General features: G+C 67.6%; 16 protein-coding genes. 5 read left to right on the top strand and 11 right to left on the bottom strand.

What is annotated here, in order from left to right:
* Both A5759_RS05310 and A5759_RS05305 read right to left on the bottom strand, forming a co-directional pair.
* Nucleotides 1-2,412: a beta-glucosidase gene (locus A5759_RS05310; protein WP_068194786.1), complete on the bottom strand. Its 2,412-nt coding sequence runs from the start codon at nt 2,410-2,412 to the stop codon at nt 1-3.
* A gap of 11 nt (nt 2,413-2,423) precedes the next feature.
* Nucleotides 2,424-3,080, bottom strand: a complete 657-nt coding sequence (locus tag A5759_RS05305) for a TMEM175 family protein (protein ID WP_156616816.1) — start codon at nt 3,078-3,080, stop codon at nt 2,424-2,426.
* A 131-nt stretch (nt 3,081-3,211) separates the two neighbouring features.
* On the opposite strand from A5759_RS05305, the gene fdxA reads away from it, so the two are divergent.
* The 5 genes from fdxA (at nt 3,212) to A5759_RS05280 (ending at nt 7,127) form a co-directional block, all read left to right on the top strand.
* Complete coding sequence (gene fdxA, locus A5759_RS05300; protein WP_068194780.1) at nt 3,212-3,550, top strand: ferredoxin; 339 nt, start codon at nt 3,212-3,214, stop codon at nt 3,548-3,550.
* A 63-nt stretch (nt 3,551-3,613) separates the two neighbouring features.
* A complete protein-coding gene (locus A5759_RS05295) occupies nt 3,614-5,023 on the top strand; it encodes a wax ester/triacylglycerol synthase family O-acyltransferase (RefSeq protein WP_068194776.1) in 1,410 nt (469 codons plus the stop codon).
* 5 nt (nt 5,024-5,028) lie between these two features.
* Nucleotides 5,029-5,481, top strand: a complete 453-nt coding sequence (locus A5759_RS05290) for a pyridoxamine 5'-phosphate oxidase family protein (protein ID WP_068194880.1) — start codon at nt 5,029-5,031, stop codon at nt 5,479-5,481.
* 16 nt (nt 5,482-5,497) lie between these two features.
* The gene (locus A5759_RS05285) at nt 5,498-6,466 is read left to right on the top strand and encodes a nitroreductase family protein (RefSeq protein ID WP_068194877.1); all 969 of its coding nucleotides are present in this window, start codon (nt 5,498-5,500) and stop codon (nt 6,464-6,466) included.
* 22 nt (nt 6,467-6,488) lie between these two features.
* Nucleotides 6,489-7,127, top strand: coding sequence for a response regulator transcription factor (locus tag A5759_RS05280; RefSeq protein ID WP_064399579.1), 639 nt, complete (start codon nt 6,489-6,491; stop codon nt 7,125-7,127).
* Here the strand turns inward: A5759_RS05280 and A5759_RS05275 are convergent.
* The 9 genes from A5759_RS05275 to mfd all read right to left on the bottom strand — a co-directional run bounded on the left by A5759_RS05275 (nt 7,124) and on the right by mfd (nt 18,273).
* Complete coding sequence (locus A5759_RS05275) at nt 7,124-8,101, bottom strand: NAD(P)H nitroreductase (RefSeq protein WP_068194773.1); 978 nt, start codon at nt 8,099-8,101, stop codon at nt 7,124-7,126. The two genes, A5759_RS05280 and A5759_RS05275, sit on opposite strands and share 4 nt — an antisense overlap.
* 106 nt (nt 8,102-8,207) lie before the next feature.
* The gene (locus A5759_RS05270; RefSeq protein WP_068194771.1) at nt 8,208-9,149 is read right to left on the bottom strand and encodes a Ppx/GppA phosphatase family protein; all 942 of its coding nucleotides are present in this window, start codon (nt 9,147-9,149) and stop codon (nt 8,208-8,210) included.
* The gene (locus A5759_RS05265; protein WP_068194872.1) at nt 9,146-9,640 is read right to left on the bottom strand and encodes a DUF501 domain-containing protein; all 495 of its coding nucleotides are present in this window, start codon (nt 9,638-9,640) and stop codon (nt 9,146-9,148) included. The genes A5759_RS05270 and A5759_RS05265 overlap by 4 nt, the downstream gene beginning before the upstream one ends.
* Entirely contained in the window at nt 9,633-10,340 is a 708-nt protein-coding gene (locus A5759_RS05260; protein WP_068194768.1) for a septum formation initiator family protein, read from the bottom strand. The genes A5759_RS05265 and A5759_RS05260 overlap by 8 nt, the downstream gene beginning before the upstream one ends.
* Before the next feature lie 14 nt (nt 10,341-10,354).
* Nucleotides 10,355-11,644 carry a phosphopyruvate hydratase gene (eno, locus tag A5759_RS05255; RefSeq protein WP_066845906.1) on the bottom strand — a complete coding sequence of 430 codons (1,290 nt, stop codon included), beginning with the start codon at nt 11,642-11,644 and terminating at the stop codon, nt 10,355-10,357.
* An 87-nt stretch (nt 11,645-11,731) separates the two neighbouring features.
* Complete coding sequence (locus A5759_RS05250) at nt 11,732-12,463, bottom strand: lytic transglycosylase domain-containing protein (RefSeq protein ID WP_064419064.1); 732 nt, start codon at nt 12,461-12,463, stop codon at nt 11,732-11,734.
* Nucleotides 12,464-12,566: 103 nt separating this feature from the next.
* Nucleotides 12,567-13,637: a nucleoside triphosphate pyrophosphohydrolase gene (locus tag A5759_RS05245; RefSeq protein WP_068194765.1), complete on the bottom strand. Its 1,071-nt coding sequence runs from the start codon at nt 13,635-13,637 to the stop codon at nt 12,567-12,569.
* 167 nt (nt 13,638-13,804) lie between these two features.
* Nucleotides 13,805-14,380 carry a hypothetical protein gene (locus tag A5759_RS05240; RefSeq protein WP_068194762.1) on the bottom strand — a complete coding sequence of 192 codons (576 nt, stop codon included), beginning with the start codon at nt 14,378-14,380 and terminating at the stop codon, nt 13,805-13,807.
* Nucleotides 14,381-14,637: 257 nt separating this feature from the next.
* Nucleotides 14,638-18,273, bottom strand: coding sequence for a transcription-repair coupling factor (gene mfd / locus A5759_RS05235; RefSeq protein ID WP_068194759.1), 3,636 nt, complete (start codon nt 18,271-18,273; stop codon nt 14,638-14,640).
* Nucleotides 18,274-18,340: the final 67 nt, after the last annotated feature.

Here is an 18,340-nt window from a genome sequence, read left to right as displayed (position 1 = left end):
TCAGGCGCCGACCGCCACGGACGAGAAGAACGCCCGCTCGTCGCCGCGGAAGGTGCGCGTGCCACCGGCGACGGTGACTGTGGCACGGGCTCGGATATCCGTCGAGCTCGTGCCCACGCGCAACTCCACCGGACCCGGCTCCACGACGAGTTCGCCCGAAACCCCGGTATAGGCAAGAACACTCAACGGCAGCGTGAACGTTACCGACTTCGACGCACCCGGCTCGAGGTCGACACGGGTGAAACCGACGAGCTGTTGGGCGGGCAACGTGACACCGGTCGCGGTGTCGGCGGCGTACAGCTGCACGACATCGGACCCGAGTCGCTGCCCGGAGTTGGTGATGGCGACGGCCGCGGTCACCGCGCCGCCCGCATCGACGGTGTCGCTCGCGAGCTCCAGCGGACCGTAGGCGAACGTGGTGTAGCTCAGGCCATGACCGAATCCGAACAGCGGCGTAGCCGCCATGTCGAGATAGCCGCTGTGGGGGTCGGCGTCGGTGCGTCGGTAACCGCTGCCGGTCTTCTGGGCGTGATGAATGGGCACCTGGCCGACATGTCGCGGCATCGTGAACGGAAGCTTCCCAGCGGGATTCGTGATTCCGAAGATCGCGTCGGCGATCGCGGTCGCCTGATACGGGCCGGCGTAATACGCGGTCAGCACCGCGGGCAGTTCGTCGATGAGTCCGTCGAGTGCATACGGCCTGCCCATCGACAGCACGGTGACGGTCGGCTTGCCCAGCGTGCTGACCGCCTCGATCAACGCCACCTGCTGCGCGGGCAGTGCGATGTCGGCGGTGTCCGACCCCTCCCCCTCGGTGCGCTGACCGGACCACGACGATCGTCCGCCGACCGCCAGGATGACGGCGTCGGCATCCCCGGCCGCGGCGATGGCGGCCCCGATGTCAACCGGTTCGGTCGGGGTCACACCCGTGCCGGCGACGGCGAGCACCTCCCCATGCGGCAACAACTCTCGGACGGCGTCCGCGAGCGAAACGGCCGAGTAGTTGGACTCGATATAGGCGCGCCGGTCGGTCGCGAACACCGGCCCGAGTTCACTCGCGATCGCCATGAGCGCTTCATGTGGAACCTCGCCGCCGAGTTCCATACCCGCCATGGCGATCTCGCCACCGGTGGCACGGACCTCGAACATCTTGACCGCGTCGGCGAACGTGTAGGTCGAGAACCCCGCAGCCACATCATCGGCGTGGGGGCCGATGACCGCGACCCGCCCCAGGTCTCGGCTCAACGGCAGCAGGTCGCCGTCGTTTTTGAGGAGCGTCACAGCCCGCCCGGCCAGCCGGGCCGAAAGATCGGCGCCCTCACGCGCGACGGTGTCGATGACGATCGGGTCCTCGGCGACGTACGGATCGTCGAAGAGTCCGAGCGCGAACTTGTCGCGCAGCACCCGCAGCACGGACCGGTCGAGCACCGACTCAGCGACCCTGCCGTTGCGCACGGCATTCGCCAACACCTCGCCGTAGCCGAAGACTTCCGGAGTCTCGACGTCCATCCCCGCCATGAGCGCGAGAACACCGGCGTCCTCGGCGGTTTCGGCCACCCGTTGCCGCGTCTGTAGGAAGCCGACCGCGACATAGTCGGAAACCGTTGTCCCGGTGAAACCCAGCTTGTCGCGGAGCAGGGCCGTCAACACCGCGTGCGAGGCGGAGACCGGCACACCGTCGAACTCGCTGTAGCTGGGCATCACGCTGGCCAGCCCCGCCAACCGGATGGCGGCCTCGAACGGCCGGGCGTAGACGTCGTAGAGTTCGCGGGCCCCGATCGCGGTCGCCGCCATGTTCTGCCCGCCCTCGGTGACCGCATAGCCGATGAAGTGTTTACCGGTCGCGGCCACGCCATGCACCAGGTCGTGCGACTGCAGACCTCGTGTGTAGGCAACACTCATCGCACTGACGAGATAGGCGTCCTCGCCGAACGTCTCGCTGATCCTGCCCCAACGGGCATCGCGAGCGATGTCCATCACCGGCCCCAGCGCATGGCGCAGGCCGACCGACCGCAGTTGGCGGCGAATGAGACCCGTCATCTCCTCCACCGCCTCGGTGTCCCACGTCGCGGCCATCGCGATCGGAGTCGGGAATGCGGTGAAGCCGGGCGCCACGACACCGCTCATCGCCTCGTTGTGGTATATCGCGGGAATCTTCAGCCTCGTCTCGGTCACCAGGTAACGCTGAATCGTGTTGGTCGCCTTCGCGAGAGCTTCGGGTGCCTTGTGTCCGATCAAACCCAGAGCACAGACATGCCCGATGCCGTTTCCGAGCAACGCGTCGAGCCGGCTGCGGTTGATCCCCTCCGGGGTGAAGAGCGCCAGCGGGAACACCGAGGACAGCTGCATCGCCTTCTCGTCGACCGTCATCTGGCGCAACAGGCCGTGCGCACGGGTCATGGGATCCGTCATCGCTGTCGTTTTCACTCCTCCAATCGGCTTGCGCGTCTGGCTCCCCGCAGCGCAGCGATGGGAACGATGAAATACACCGCGATCACCAGGTAGCCGAATACGGCAACGATCGGCAAGAACAGCCCGACCCCGATGAACACGGCATATCCGGCCAGCCCCGGGGTGAGCCTCTTGGTGATGAGCCTGACGTCCGCGTCGGCCACTTCAGTCCGAATCAAGCGCTGCCACACCGCATAACGCCACATCAGCGATACCACTGCCGACACCAGGAGCAGGTTGATGCCGTAGACAGTCACCGCCACCCGTTGGGCACCGCTTTCGCCCATGTAGTCGCCCAACAGCCGAGTCGGGAACGGGAGGAATGAAACGAGCATCAGTAGCAGCAGGTTCAGTCGGATGAGCGCGGCGGTGGCCCGATTCAGGAACTCGGTGATCACCGTGTGTTCGAGCCACACCGCGCCGATCGTCGAGAAGCTCACCAGGTAAGTCAGATACGACGGCCATTGGCGGACCACGGCGCCCAGCAGGTCAGCCGCCGAGTCGTCGGGCACACCGATCTCGAGCACCAGCAGTGTGATCGCGATGGCGAACACACCATCGCTGAACGCTTCCATCCGGGTCGTCCGGTATCCGGAGGGCCGAGCAGCCTCGGCCCGGTCAGCCGCCACAATGGTTCAGTATCACTCCCGCGACGGACCGGCGGAGCGATACCGCGTGTACGGCGGCAGGGACTTTGGTCCTCGATTCCGCAGGCCTTGGACCCACGACGAGCGCGGCCGACCGTTCCTACACTGCGGCCATGACCTATGTGATCAGCAGTGCGTGTGTGGACGTGATGCACAAGTCCTGTGTCCCCGAATGCCCGGTCGATTGCATCTACGAAGGCGCAAGGTCGCTCTACATCAATCCCGACGAGTGTGTGGACTGCGGCGCGTGCAAGCTGGCGTGCGAAGAGGGTGCGATCTACTTCGAAACGGATCTGCCCGACGACGAGCACGGCCACCTCGCCGACAACGCCGCGTTCTTCACCGAGGTCCTGCCTGGCCGCGACGCGCCCCTGGGTTCTCCGGGCGGTGCTGCCAAGCTCGGCCCGGTCGGCGCCGACGCACCCCTCGTGGCGGGCATACCGCCGCGCTGATCACGGGCGAAGTAGGGACCTTAGGCCCTACTGCCGCATCCGCCGGTCGCCGAGAGTAAGGGTATGGAGCAGCTCACCACCCTGGACGCGGGATTCCTGCACGCCGAAGACTCCGACCCTCACGTGAGCCTTGCGATTGGGGCGATCGCCGTGCTCGCCGGGCCGATGCCCGAATTCGACTCGCTCGTCGCCGATCTCACCGAGCGCGTGATGGCCGTCCCGCGCTTCCGGCAGATCCTGCGCACCCATCCACTCGACCTCGGCGCACCGGAGTGGGTGGAGGACGCGGGGGTCGACGTCTCCCATCACATCCGTCGGGCGGCGCTGCCCCGGCCCGGCGACGATGCCGCGCTGTTCCGCTGGGCCGCCGAAGTGATGGAGCGGCGCCTGGACCGCGAGCGGCCTCTGTGGGAGTGCTGGGTCGTCGACGGCCTGGCCCACAACCGGTGGGCGATTCTGATGAAGATCCACCACTGCATCGCCGACGGGGTCGCGGCCACGCATCTGCTCGCCCATCTGTGCGACGAGCAGGGCACCGAGACGTTCGCGACGGCGCTCCGCGGTGCTCAACCGAAGGCGAAACCGTGGCGCCTGCCGGCTCTTTCGCTCAATCCGGTCGACTGGATGGCATCTGCGTTGCGGACGTCTCGCGACGTGACCACCACCGCGACCCAGGCACTGCACGGGGCCGTCGAGATCGCCGGCGGGCTGCTGCGGCCGGCCTCCCCGTCGTCGCTGACCGGTCCGGTGACCGACATGCGCCGCTACGCCTCCGTCGAGGTTTCACTGCCGGAGGTGCAGCACATCTGTGAGCGGTTCGACGTCACGGTCAACGATGTAGCGCTGGCAGCGATCACCGACAGCTTCCGCACCATCCTGCTGCGCCGCGGCGAGAACCCCCGGCGCACGTCGCTGCGCACCCTGGTGCCGGTGTCGGTGCGGTCCGCTGATGCGGCGGGCGAACCCGACAACCGGGTATCGGTGATGCTGCCCTACCTCCCCGTCGAGAAAGACGACCCGATCCAGCAGTTGCAAACCGTGCACGCACGACTGGGCAAGTCCAAGGCGAGCGGACAGCGCGAGGCCGGAAACCTCTTCGTCACCGCGGCCAACGCGATTCCGTTCCCGCTGACGGCGTGGGCGGTTCGGGCCCTGACCCGGCTCCCCCAGCGCGGCATCGTGACACTGGCCACGAATGTGCCCGGCCCCCGCAAGCGGATGCGGCTCAAAAGGCGCGAAGTCATTCGGCTGCTACCGATTCCGCCACTGGCACTTCGGCTGCGAACCGGCATCGCGATCCTCAGCTACGCCGACCACCTCGCGTTCGGCATCATCGGCGACTACGACGCCGCACCCGATGTCAACGAACTCGCCGACGGGATCCAGCGCGCCGTTGCCCGCCTGGCCGACCTGAGCAACGGACACTGGCGTTGCACACCGGTCGGCACCCTCGCTCTGGTCCAAGGAGGCTGATGACGATGACCAAAGGTCAAGAACTGGAGATCCTCAACCGCAGGCAGTGTCTGGACCTGCTCGGCGGCGTACGGGTGGGCAGGCTGGTTTTCACCGAGGACGCGTTGCCCGCGGTGCAGCCGGTGAACTTCCGGCTCTGGCATGACGACGTGGTGATCCGGGTCGCGGGCGGACCGAAGTTGGCCGCCGCGACCGACAACCAGGTCGTGGCCTTCCAGGCCGATGAGCTCGACGCCGACCTGCGGACCGGTTGGAGCGTCACCGTCGTCGGGCACGCCGAACCGATCACCGACGTCGACGAATTGGTGGAGTTGTCAGGAACATTCCTGCAGCCGTGGGTCGACGGTCGCCGGGACCACTTCGTGCGGATCCGCACCGAGAAGATGACCGGCCGCCGGTTTCGCGAGCGCGGCCTCCCGCAGTACCGGAGCACCGACCATGATGCCGTCACATCTTGAGACGGAGAAGCCGGCCATGCCCACGACGGTCGACATCGAGGTCGTCGTCAACGCGGTCGAATTGGCGTGCCGGGCCCCGTCGCTGCACAACAGCCAACCGTGGCGATGGGTGATCGGCAAGACCACGATCGAGCTTCATGCCGACCGCTCCCGGGTGATCCGCTCGGCCGACAGCTCGGGGCGTGAGGCCCTGATCGCCTGCGGTGCAGCGCTCGACCACTTTCGCGTCGCGATGGCCGCCGCAGGCTGGGACACCTCGGTCGAGACGTTCCCCGACCCGGACAGGCCCGAGCATCTCGCGTCGGTCCACGTCTGCGCCCCGACGCCCGTCACACCGAGCGCACGGGACCGCGCCGACGCCATCCTGGCCCGCCGCACCGACCGTCTGCCGTTCCGGGCGCCCGACGACACCCTCGACGTCGTGCTGTCGAACCGACCCGAGGGAACCTTCGTCGACACGCTGCAGGCCCCAACGCATCCCGAGCTGGCCGAGGCGTCCCGGCTCACCGAGTCGCTGCGTTCGCACGACGATCGCTACCACGGCGAATTGCAGTGGTGGACCGCGTCTTTCCGGCTCTCCGAAGGCATTCCGCCCAGCGCACTGGTGTCGGAGTCCGAACGGCGGCGCGTGGGCGTCAACCGGAGCTTCCGCCCCAGCGGTCACCTCGACCGCCGAGGCGGAACCGCGCTCGACGAGGCGGACATCGTCGTGCTGTCGACGCCGGCGGACACCCGCGAGGACGCGTTCACTAGCGGTCAGGCGCTGTCCACGATATTGCTCGACCTCACGACCGCCGGGTTGGCGACCTGCACGATGACACATCTCACCGAAGTGGAGGCCGGACGCGACGCCATCCGCCGGCTGACAGGACGCGACGCGGTCCCCCAGGCCTTGATTCGGGTGGGCAAAGCGCCGACGATCGAAAACACGCCGGCACCGACACCGAGACGGTCGGTGCGGGAAGTGATGGAGATTCGCCGCTGAGGCGCTGATCGGAAGGGCTCACATGGTCACGGTCTTCCTGGTCGACGACCATGAAGTCGTCCGCCGCGGACTGGTCGACCTGCTCGGATCGGACCCCGAACTCGAGGTGGTCGGCGAGGCTGGATCGGTCGCCGAGGCGATGGTCAGGATCCCCGCGGTCCGGCCCGATGTCGCCGTCCTCGACGTCCGGCTTCCCGACGGCAACGGAATCGAACTGTGCCGCGATCTGTTGTCCGATCTGCCCGACCTGCGCTGTCTGATGTTGACCTCGTACACCTCCGACGAGGCCATGCTGGATGCGATCCTGGCAGGCGCCAGCGGGTTCGTCATCAAGGACATCAAGGGCATGGAGCTCGCGCAGGCGATCAAGGATGTCGGTGCGGGCAGATCGCTTCTCGACAACCGCGCAGCGGCGGCGCTGATGGCCAAGTTGCGCGGCTCGGCCGACCGCAAAGATCCGCTCTCCGGGTTGACCGACCAGGAGCGCACGCTGCTCGGGTTGCTCGGCGAAGGCCTGACCAACAGGCAGATCGCCGCACGGATGTTCCTGGCGGAGAAGACCGTCAAGAACTATGTGTCACGGTTGCTCGCGAAACTCGGTATGGAGCGCCGGACGCAGGCCGCGGTGTTCGTGTCCAAGCTGGACCGCCGGCAGGACTAGTCCAACCACTCGACCATATCGGCCAGCGCGCGCCGCGGCGTGGACGGCAGCGGGTCGGCGTTCACCGGCGCCCAACCCACGCGCAATAGCATCTGAGGGTAGCCGTAATCGCCGAAAACGTCCTCCCGCACGGCTTCCCGTGTCTCGACGATCTCCAGCGGTTCGGTCACCGGACAGCTCGCCAGGCCCAGCGCGGTCGCCGTGAGCAGGACGAGACTGCATGCCTCACCGGCGCGCAACCGCGCCAACGGCGTGTCGTCCTTCGTTCCCAGCGCCAGCACCGTCGCCGAGTCGTCTTCGGGTGACGCGTCGGGCGGCTGGGCAAGGGCGGGGCCGGCGAAGTGCCTGGCAGGTATCGCTGCGTGGGGATCCGACAGTGGGGTGTTCCTGGCGGGCACACCGGCCACCGACGCGTGCCGTCCGCTCCATGCGGTCAACTCGCGCAGATACGCGTCGTCGGCGGCGTGCTCCCGGACCGCCTGCGCCACAACATGTTGCAACTTGGGCAGTTGTGCGACTTCCCTGAGCATGACGCCGTAACGCGCCGCCCTCGCACCCATCAAGGCGATGTCGGCCTCCGGGACGGACCAGGAGTTGTAGAGGCGACGGTCGGTGCGGCGCCTCGGGATCGCCGCTGCCAGAACGATGTCGAGTTCGCCTGCCGGCTGAGGGCTCAGCTCGATGGCGGCCAGGTGCTGCGGTTGTGCCGGGTTGGGGAACCGGTGCACCCGGGCGTGCCAGCCGAGCGCCGCCAGCGCGACGACGGCGTGGTGCAGGGCGATCCCGCAACTGAGGTGCAGGTCGCGGCTGTCCGGATCGGCATTGGGTAGCCGACGGTCCAGATCGGCGTACAGGTGCAGGCTTTCGTCGCCCACCCGCCACTGCCACGGCTGCGAGTTGTGGATGGAGGGCGCCCTGGTGGCCAGCGACAACGCGGTCCGCACGGTGTCCCGGTCGGGGAAGTGAGCGTTCATGGCGGTCCTGCTCTCCTGTGTCAGTGTTCCTGTATCCACAGTGGCCGCAACGCAGGGTCTGCAGCTAGTGACGAAGGTCCCCGATGCGAGGGGACGAGGTCGACAGTCAGCCGGCGATCGACAGCGCGATGCCGTCGAGGATGTCGTGCTCACTGACCGTCAGCTCCTCGATACCCGCCCGCTGTTGCAGTGCGGCGGCCAGCTCCTCGACGATGATCGCCCCGCCGCCGATGACGTCGACGCGGCCCTCATGCATCGGCCCCAGCTGCGCGCGTTGGGCTCGCGGCATCGCGATCAGCCCCTCGCACACGTTCAGCAGTTCGCCGAACCGCACACGGGACAGGTGAATCGCATCCGAGTCGTAGACGGGCATCTTCTGCGCCAGCGCCGACAACGTCGTCATGGTGCCTGCCACTCCCACCCAGGTTCGGGCCTGTTCGACGGGCACCGCCCGGAACGCCTCGTGCAGCCCCTCTCGCACCACGTCACGAGCCGCAGCGATCTCCTCTGCGGTCGGCGGGTCCGAGTGCAGGCAGCGTTCGGTGAGCCGGACGCATCCGATGTCAGCCGAATAGCCTGCGGTCATCTCGTCGCTACCGAGCACCACTTCGGTGGACCCGCCGCCCAAGTCGACGACCACGAAAGGCGCTGCCGCCGAGTCTAGTTCGCCGACCGCACCGTTGAACGACAATGCGGCCTCTTCGGCGCCGGTGATCACCTCGGCGACCGCACCGGGCACAACGGCGCCCAGCACCTCGGCCGTCATCGCGAAGAAGACCTCGCGGTTCGCGGCATCCCTGGTCGCCGAGGTCGCCACCATCCGGACGTTGTCGACGCCGTGGTGGCGCATCAGCTCGGCGTAGTCGGCCAACGCCGACTCCGTGCGCGACAGTGCCTCCGGCGCGAATTGTCCTGTGGCGTCGACACCTTGACCCAATCGGACGATGCGCATCTCGCGGTGCACGTCGGCCAGCTTGCCATCGACCTGGTCGGCGATCAGCAGGCGGATCGAGTTGGTACCGCAGTCAATCGCGCCGACCCTACTCATGGGCCCCACCTTTCGGAATCGATGATGCCTTCCATCGCGGGATCGTCGGCCAGCGCCGCCAGCGCTTCGTCACCGAACGGATTGACGCCAGGACCCTTCGCCAGCGAGTGGGCGATCAGCACGTGCAGGCACTTGACCCGGTCCGGCATGCCGCCACCGGAGAACGTCGTCCCGAGAGGTTCGATCGCGTCGCGCTCGGCGAGATAGGACTCGTGCGCCTTGCGGTACGCCCGCGCCAGGTCCGCGTCGATCTGCAGACGCTCGGTCATCTCCCGCATCATGCCCGACGATTCCAGCCTGCTCGCGGCAGCGGTCAACACGGGGTGGGTGAGGTAGTACAAAGTCGGAAACGGCGTGCCGTCAGGCAGTTTCGGCGCGGTCTTGACGACGCCGGGCTCACCGTTGGGACACCGGTAGGCGATCTGGAGGACACCGCGCGGCGCGCGTCCGAGCTGGCGCTCGACGGCGTCGAGGTCTGCGGGGTCAACCACCGGGAGCGGGCGGGGCCGGAGGCGGCGGTGGGGCCGCACCGGGTGTGGTCGGTGGCGCTCCGGGCAGTGGACCGGGTGTGATCCCATGCGGCTCATCGGCGATCGTGTGCCACAGCGCGGTGTACCACGGCTGACCGCGGTTGACGGCTTCTGGTTCCTGATCGGGTGTGCCGGGCACCACCGCGCCCGGAGGCAGCTGCACCTGATACGGAATCTCGCCGGGCATCACGAAACCGAGCCGTTCGCGGGCCTGGGCGGCGATGAACACCGGATCGGCCAGCTTCACCTTCTGCTGTTCGAGCTCGGCGATCTGGGCCCGCAGTTGCTGTTCGGTCGCTTTGAGTTGCTTCATCTCCGTGCGCTGTGCGAAATAGGTGCGGACCGGCCCGGCGATCGTCAGCGTCAGCACGCACACCACCACCGCGAGGATGGCCGCGCGCCGGGCCGCGGACCCGAACCGTTGCTCGGACTGTTGCTCGGCCGATTCCGCGATGGCGCGCCGGATGACGACGCCGGTTTCCTGGGATTTGGTGGGGGTATCGGCCGCTGCCTCGGTCGCGGGCCGCGAGTCGGTGGTACGGGTTTCGCGGCGTGCGGCGACCCGCGGACGGCCCTTCCCCGCACCGCCTGCCTTGCCCGACTTCCCGGGTCGGGAGGTCGGTGACCGGCGTTTGGGGTCGGGCCGTTTCGCTTCGGGCACGGGCCGTTACCGGGCTATCTGGCTTCCATGGCGAACCGCGGGAAGGCGAGGTCGCCGGCGTAGCGGGCGGCGTCGCCGAGGTTCTCCTCGATGCGCAGCAGCTGGTTGTACTTGGCGACGCGCTCACTGCGGGCCGGCGCGCCGGTCTTGATCTGGCCGCTGCCCACCGCAACCGAGAGGTCCGCGATCGTCGTGTCCTCGGTCTCGCCGCTGCGGTGACTCATCATCGTGCGGTAGCCGCTGTTGTGGGCGAGCGCCACCGCATCGAGCGTCTCGGTGAGCGTGCCGATCTGGTTCACCTTCACCAAAAGTGCGTTGGCAGCGCCCTTTTGGATACCGTCCTCGAGTCGCTCCGGGTTGGTGACGAACAGGTCGTCGCCGACGAGCTGCACGCGATCCCCGATGGCCGACGTCAGCGCGACCCAGCCGTCCCAGTCGTCTTCGGACAGCGGGTCCTCGATCGACACCAGCGGATAGGCGTCGAGCAGACCCGCGTAGAAGGTGCCCATCTGCTCGGCGGTGCGCACCTCGTTCTCGAACTTGTAGCCCTGACCGTCGGCGTAGAACTCGGTCGCGGCCACGTCGAGGGCGAGCGCGATTTCCGAGCCCGCCTTGAACCCGGCGGAGTCGATGGCTGACAGGATCAGGTCGAGCGCGGCGGTCGTGCCCGCCACGTCGGGCGCGAATCCACCTTCGTCGCCGAGACCGGTCGCCAGGCCCTGGGCCTTGAGCACCGACTTCAGCGAGTGGTAGACCTCCGTACCCCAGCGCAGCGCCTCCTTGAACGACGCCGCGCCGATCGGCGCGACCATGAACTCCTGCACGTCGACTCCGGTGTCGGCGTGTGCGCCGCCGTTGAGGATGTTCATCATCGGCACCGGAAGGATGTGGGCGTTCGGGCCGCCGAGGTAGCGGAACAGGTCGAGATCGGCCGCATGGGCCGCCGCGCGGGCCACCGCCAGCGAGGCGCCCAGGATCGCGTTGGCGCCGAGCCGTGATTTGTCGGGTGTGCCGTCGAGGTCGAGCAGCGCCTGGTCGACGAGGCGCTGGTCGTCGGCCTGCAGCCCGATGATGGCCGGGGCGATCTCGTCGAGGACGGCCTCGACCGCCTTCTCGACGCCCTTCCCGCCGTACCGTGAGCCGCCGTCGCGGAGTTCGACGGCTTCGTGCTCACCCGTCGAGGCGCCCGACGGCACGGCAGCGCGGGCGAACGACCCGTCGCCCAGCAGAACCTCAACCTCGACCGTCGGGTTTCCCCGGGAGTCGAGGATTTCTCGGGCTCCGACCTGATCGATAGTGGGCACTGGCGTCTCCTTGGTGTCCTCGGTGTGGGGGCGAGAAGTTTTCGCGTCAACCGACGAGCCTAGAGCCTTCCTATTGGGCAGGCGTGTCTAGAGGGGGTGCCCGTTGGCGTAAGCGGTCGCCCAGTCCCGCACGGTCCGCGCGTACTGGTCGGAATGGTTGTAGGCACGCAGCGCGTTCATCCATCCGCGCGGGGTGGCCAGGTCCTTGCCGGTCCAGCACAGATAGCCCGCTGCCGACAGCGCGGCGTCGTCCATGTTGTCGGCGCTGATCTGGCCGTCGTTGTTGGCGTCGACGCCGTAGTGGCCCCACGTCTCGGGGATGAACTGCATCGGGCCCATCGCGCGGGCATGCTTCGAGTCGCCGTCATGGCTGATCGCGGAGTCGTCGAAGATCTCGAGGTTGCCGTTGGTGCCGTCGAGCCAGACCCCCCGAATAGGTGGCTCGACGTCGCCGTTCGCGCCGATCGCCGCGCCGCGGTACGTGCCGTGGTGGCTTTCCACCTGCCCGATCCCGGCCAGCGTCGTCCAGGCCAGCTTGCAGTCCGGGTTCTCCACCTCCGCCACCCGGGCCGCATAGGCGTACGCCTCGAGCGCGGCGACCGGTATGCCCAGCTTGGGGGCGCGTTCGGCGGCCCATTCGTGCAGCTGATCGGCCGGGCGGCCCTTGGCGTAGGTGTCGATCTGGGGCACCGGGTCGCCCGGTGGCGGCGGTACGCCCTCAGGGATGGGCGTCCCGAGCTGCCACGAGCAGCTAGAAGCCAAGAGCAGCGCCGTCGCTCCTAGAACGGCGACAGCACGCAGCCAACGCACCGGCGACACCAAACTCCCTCAACCAACTTCGGTCGCTGCCCATGGTCCCACGTGTTCGGGACGTCGCGGCTCAGCGTCGGGAGCGATTCGGGTGCACAAATTCTTCACGGGGTCAGGACGCCGAATCGGCAACTTCGGCCTCAGCAGCATCATCGGCCACCTCTGCCTCTGTGGTCTCATCGGCGTCGTCATTGGTCTCATCTGATTCCATCGCGTCGTCCTCGCCGTCTGTTTCGTCCGCGCGATCGGACGGCCAGTGCGCGCGCCACTCGTCCTCGGTCACGGCGCCGAGTGGGCTGGCGTCGAGCTCCTCTGGCACATCGTCACCTCGACGGTCGACCGCGATCGCCCGCTCCGCGCGTCGCACCGTATCCATGAACTCCAAAACAGCCGAACGCAAGACGTTCTCGGCATCGCTACCCACCGCCACCGTCACCGACGTGACCGCATGGGGAATCAGGTCCGCAGGCAGCCCAGCGGCACTCACCCGCTCGATCACCTTCTGCGCCAACGCCAGAGCGGGTTGCGCGGTCGGCACGTCGTCCATCGTGGAATGCGCCCGCTTCGCCTTCTTCTCCAGCGCCTTGCGCTCCTCCCACTGGGCGAGCTGGTCGTCCAGCGAGATCGGCTCTCCGGCCAACACCGCGGGTACGCGGTTGCCCAGCTTGCGCACCAGCGCGTCGGCGACGTCGTCGATGCCGAACGAATTCTGTGGTGCGTCTTCGGCGATGCGGGCGTGAAAAAGGACCTGTAGCAACACGTCTCCGAGTTCGTCGCGCAGCGCGTGAGCGTCGCCGCTGTGCACGGCGTCGAAGACCTCGTAGGTTTCCTCGAGCAGGTAACGGCGAAGCGAGTCGTGCGTCTGCTCGCTCTCCCACGGCCCGGAGGTGCGCAGTTTGTCCATCATCGCGACGGCGTCGACCAGCCGATCTCCCGGTGCGGCCTCGGGCGCCGAGATCACCCTGTCTCCGGCCGCCAACCGGGCCTTGACCGCGGGGTGCTCGGGATCCGAGGACAGCAGCACCGGCGCGTCCTCGCCGTCGTATGCCGGCCGCGCCGAGGGCAACGACCAGGGCACCTTGATCGGCATCTCCTCGGTGTACTGCACGTCGCCGGCCAGCAGGTCGATCGCGTCGATCGGGATCAGGGACGGGCGCCGGGGGTCGACCAAAACGACGGTCATCGGGCTACACCCCCTCACGCGTTTGTCCGAATCGCTGACCTCGGTTATACCAACACCTCGTCCGCCCCCGAAGCGCGCAGAACCTGGCTCCCCGCTTTCGTGCGCCCCGACCGGCGATGGCCGCCCTGCCTGGCGGCAGGACGGCCATCGTGTCCGTATCGGGTTGCTCAGGACACCGGCTCGAACGGCTCGTCCGGGAGGACCCAATGGCCCGGCTTCTCATCGAAGAACGGGTTGACGATCCCGTTCACATCCGGAAGCTTCTTCAGCTGGCCGGGAGGGATTCCGTAGAACGGGTTGGGAACCCCATTGATGAACGGTGAGTTCTTCAGCTGTCCCGGCGGGATGTGCCCGTTCGGGAGCTTGAAGTAGTTGTCCACCTCAGGGAACTGCACCTCAGGCAGGTCCACATCGGGAGCGTTCACGCTCGGAACATCCACATCGGGCAGGTTCACCCGCGGAACATTCACATCGGGAACGTTCACGCTGGGCACGTTCACATCCGGCACGTTCACACCCGGAACATTCACGTCAGGAACGTTCACAGCCGGCGCGTCGACATCCGGCGCGTGGACAGCCGGAATGTTCACATCGGGAACGTTCACGCTCGGAACGGGAACCGGAGGCGGTTGCGGGATGTTGATGTGCGGTTGCGCCTGTGCCAGACCTGCGCCCAGGCCAAGCGCGCCGAGCCCGAGTGCACCGGTCATCGTGGTGGTCACTGCCAGTTTCTTGAAGTCCATCGAAAACTCCTTCGCCTTGCGTCATCGCGACACGCACCGACTCCTCGGTGGCATCGTGTGATGTTCGGTTTAGGAAATTGCTTAACCACCTGTCGTAGGTGGTCGACGCCCTCGGTTTGGACGACTTCCCTCGGTCTAGAAGGCAAGCAACACCTTGACCCCCCGACGTGTTTGTCGCAACGGGATGACGGTGCGTTAACAGCGCTGCTGGGTTCGGGCCGGGCGCGGCACCCTTGAAAACCCGCCTGACCAGGCGATCAATCAGCCGAATTCGGGCTTGAAATTATGTCGACGCTGCCCTGTGGTTTCCCGTCCAACGCCAAGAGCAGGTCGGCGACCATCTGCACCAACTCGAGGTCGCGGATCCGCGGTGCGCCGATGCCGTTACCGGCACGCGGGATCGGCACCTGCACCGTCGACGTGGTCGCCCGGTAACCGGCGCTCGGGTACATCCGCTTGAGCCGGAGTTGTTGCGAATCCAGCAGCTGCAGCGGGGAGAGTCTCACCGTCGACTCCGACACCGAGCTGACTTCGGTGACGCCGTAGGCCTTCAACAGCAACCGCAGACGCGCGACGGCCACGAGGCGCCGCGCGGGCTCGGGCAGCGGACCGTACCGGTCGACGAGTTCCTCGACGACGGCGTCCACCGCCTCCTGATCCGCGGCCGCCGCCAGCCTGCGATAGCCCTCCAACCGGAGCCGGTCGCTGCCGATGTAATCCGGTGGCAGGTGCGCGTCCACGGGCAGATCGATTCGTACGTCCTTCGGTTCTTCCGGTGCGGCAACGGTTTCGCCGTCCGCGGCGGCCCGATAGGCCTCGACAGCTTCACCCACCAGACGCACATAGAGGTCGAAGCCGACACCGGCGACGTGTCCGGACTGTTCGGCGCCGAGCACGTTGCCCGCGCCGCGAATCTCCAGGTCCTTCATGGCCACTGCCATGCCCGCGCCGAGCTCGTTGTTCTGCGCGATGGTGGCCAGCCGGTCGTAAGCGGTCTCGGTGAGTGGAACCTCGGGCGGATACAGGAAATACGCGTAGCCGCGTTCACGGCTACGACCGACCCGGCCCCTGAGCTGATGCAACTGGGACAGACCGAAGGTGTCGGCGCGTTCGACGATCAACGTATTGGCGTTGGAGATGTCCAGGCCTGTCTCGACGATCGTCGTGCAGACCAGAATGTCGTATTCGCGATTCCAGAAACCCTCGACTGTGCGCTCGAGCTGTTCCTCGGGCATCTGGCCGTGCGCGACGACCACGCGCGCCTCGGGCACCAGTGCCGAAACCCGCGCGGCCGCTTGGTCGATGGTCCTGACCCGGTTGTGGATGTAGAACGCCTGCCCGTCGCGCAGCAGTTCGCGGCGAAGCGCGGCGGCGATCTGTTTGTCGTCGTGGGGCCCGACGTAGGTCAGCACCGGATAACGTTCCTCGGGCGGAGTGAGGATCGTCGACATCTCCCGGATGCCTGCCAAGCTCATCTCCAGCGTGCGCGGGATCGGGGTGGCGCTCATGGTCAGCACGTCGACGTGGGTTCGCAACGACTTGATGTGCTCCTTGTGCTCGACGCCGAAACGCTGTTCCTCGTCGACCACGATCAGGCCGAGATCCTTCCACGTCACGCCCGTCTGCAGCAGGCGGTGTGTACCGATCACGATGTCGACGCTGCCGTCCTTCATGCCCTCGAGCACCGCGCGCGATTCGGCCGGGTCGGTGAACCGCGACAAGCCCTTGACGGTGACCGGGAACCCCGCCATCCGCTCGGAGAAGGTTTGAAGGTGCTGGTCGGCCAGCAGCGTCGTCGGCACCAGCACCGCGACCTGCTTACCGTCCTGCACCGCCTTGAACGCCGCCCGCACCGCGATCTCGGTCTTGCCGTAGCCGACGTCGCCGCAGATCACCCGGTCCATCGGGATCGGCTTTTCCATGTCGGCCTTGACCTCGGTGATCGCGGTCAGCTGATCGACTGTCTCGGTGAAGCCGAACGCGTCCTCCATCTCGGCCTGCCACGGGCTGTCGGGGGCGAACGCGTGGCCGGGCGAGGCCTGCCGCTTGGCGTACAAAGACACCAGTTCGGCGGCGATCTCGCGAACTGCGCGGCGCGCCTTGGTCTTTGTGTTGGTCCAGTCGCTGCCGCCCAGCCGCGACAGCGTCGGCGACTCCCCGCCGACGTATCGGGAGAGCTGGTCCAGCGAGTCCATCGGCACGTAGAGCTTGTCGGTGCCGCCACCCCGTTTCGAGGAGGCATATTCCAGCACCAGGTACTCGCGACGGGCGCCGCCGACGACGCGTTCGGTCATCTCGACGAACCGGCCGATGCCATGTTGGTCGTGCACCACCAGGTCGCCTGCGGTGAGCGCCAGCGGGTCAACGACGTTGCGCCGCTTGGCCGCAAGCCTCTTGCCTTCGGTGGCGGTCGCGCGGTTGCCGGTGAGGTCGGTCTCGGTGACGATCACCAGATTCGCGCCCGGAATCACGACACCGTCGTGCAGGGGGCCTTTGAGCACGCCAACGACGCCGTCCTTGGGCGAGCCACCGGCCTCCAAAAGTCCTGCCGGAACATCGGATTCGGCGAGCTGCTCGACGACGCGCTGCGCGGTGCCCGCGCCGGGCGTGACGACCGCGGCGCAACCGCCCGTCGCGACGTGGGCGCGCAGCATGGCGAAGATCTCGCCGATGCCGGCTTGCGAACCGCGTGCCGACGGGGCGGGCCGGATGTCCACCTCGAATCCGGCTTCGTCGGACAGCTGGCTCAACGTCCACCACGGATGTCCGCCCTCGCGGGCCGCGGCGCGCGCATCGTCGAGTTCGACGAAACCCGAGGCACCCAAAGCCTCGAGGTCGATCGGGGTGTCACCGCCCACCGCCGCCGTCGACCAGGACGCCTCCAGGAACTCGCGGCCCGTCTTGATCAGATCGGCGGCCCGGGTGCGGACCTTCTCCGGATCGCAGATCAGCAGCGGCATGCCGTCGGGCAGCAGATCCGACAACGTCGACAGCGCGTCGGGACGCAACAGCGGGAGCAGGGCTTCCATCCCGTCGACCGGGATGCCCTCGGAGAGCTTGGCCAGCATGTCGGGCACGGTGCCGGGCAGGGTGTTCTCGTGAACGGGGTGCTCGTGGGCCAGTTCGACGGCGCGCTCGCGGACGTCGTCGGTCAGCAGCACCTCACGGCACGGAACGGCGATGACGGTTTCGATGTCGATCTCGGGGATCGACCGCTGGTCGGCGACCGCGAACATCCGCATCTCAGACACCTCGTCGCCCCAGAACTCGATGCGGACCGGATGCTCGTATGTCGGGGGGAAGAGGTCGAGAATGCCGCCGCGCACCGCAAACTCGCCGCGCTTGCCGACCATGTCGACGCGGGTGTAGGCGAGTTCGACCAGCCGGGCGATCAGATCGTCGAACTCCGCCTCGACGCCCACGCTCAAGGTCACCGGTTCGACGTCGGCCACGTCGGGCACCATCGGCTGCAGCAGCGACCGCACGGTGGTGACCACCACTTGCAGCGGCGGTCCGAGACGCGCGTCGTGGGGATGGGTCAGCCTGCGCAACAACATGAGCCGCGCGCCCACGGTGTCGACTCCTGGGGACAGCCGTTCGTGCGGCAGCGTCTCCCACGAGGGGAACATCGCGACGGTTTCACCGAACACGCCACGCAGTTCGGCGGTCAGATCGTCGGCCTCGCGCCCGGTGGCGGTCACGACGACCAGCGCAGAGGCGTGCGCGATCGCGGATGCGACGAACACCCGGGCGGCGGCCGGGCCGACGATGGCGAGATCGGCGGGCTTGTCGGCGGCGCGGCGCGAGATCTCGGCGAGGGAGGGATCTCGTAGGGCCAGTTCGACGAGCCCGGCGATCGGGGTTGGGACGGACAGGGTCCCCGATGCGGTCATGATGCTTCCATCGTAGGCACGCGCCGAAAGGCTTGCCGCGACGAGGGTTTGCGCGGATCCGCCGACG

Origin of the sequence: Mycobacterium sp. 852014-52144_SCH5372336 (genome assembly GCF_001665615.1) — a bacterium.
GTDB lineage: Bacteria > Actinomycetota > Actinomycetes > Mycobacteriales > Mycobacteriaceae > Mycobacterium > Mycobacterium neumannii_A.
This window is presented reverse-complemented; position numbering and strand designations above follow the sequence as displayed.

Coding starts and splice junctions, on each gene's coding strand:
- A5759_RS05310 (WP_068194786.1), bottom strand. CDS start 2,412: ATGACGGATCCCATGACCCGTGCGCACGGCCTGTTGCGCCAGATGACG.
- A5759_RS05285 (WP_068194877.1), top strand. CDS start 5,498: ATGCCCACGACGGTCGACATCGAGGTCGTCGTCAACGCGGTCGAATTG.
- A5759_RS05245 (WP_068194765.1), bottom strand. CDS start 13,637: ATGACCGTCGTTTTGGTCGACCCCCGGCGCCCGTCCCTGATCCCGATC.
- A5759_RS05270 (WP_068194771.1), bottom strand. CDS start 9,149: ATGAGTAGGGTCGGCGCGATTGACTGCGGTACCAACTCGATCCGCCTG.
- fdxA (WP_068194780.1), top strand. CDS start 3,212: ATGACCTATGTGATCAGCAGTGCGTGTGTGGACGTGATGCACAAGTCC.
- A5759_RS05295 (WP_068194776.1), top strand. CDS start 3,614: ATGGAGCAGCTCACCACCCTGGACGCGGGATTCCTGCACGCCGAAGAC.
- A5759_RS05290 (WP_068194880.1), top strand. CDS start 5,029: ATGACCAAAGGTCAAGAACTGGAGATCCTCAACCGCAGGCAGTGTCTG.
- A5759_RS05240 (WP_068194762.1), bottom strand. CDS start 14,380: ATGGACTTCAAGAAACTGGCAGTGACCACCACGATGACCGGTGCACTC.
- A5759_RS05275 (WP_068194773.1), bottom strand. CDS start 8,101: ATGAACGCTCACTTCCCCGACCGGGACACCGTGCGGACCGCGTTGTCG.
- mfd (WP_068194759.1), bottom strand. CDS start 18,273: ATGACCGCATCGGGGACCCTGTCCGTCCCAACCCCGATCGCCGGGCTC.
- A5759_RS05280 (WP_064399579.1), top strand. CDS start 6,489: ATGGTCACGGTCTTCCTGGTCGACGACCATGAAGTCGTCCGCCGCGGA.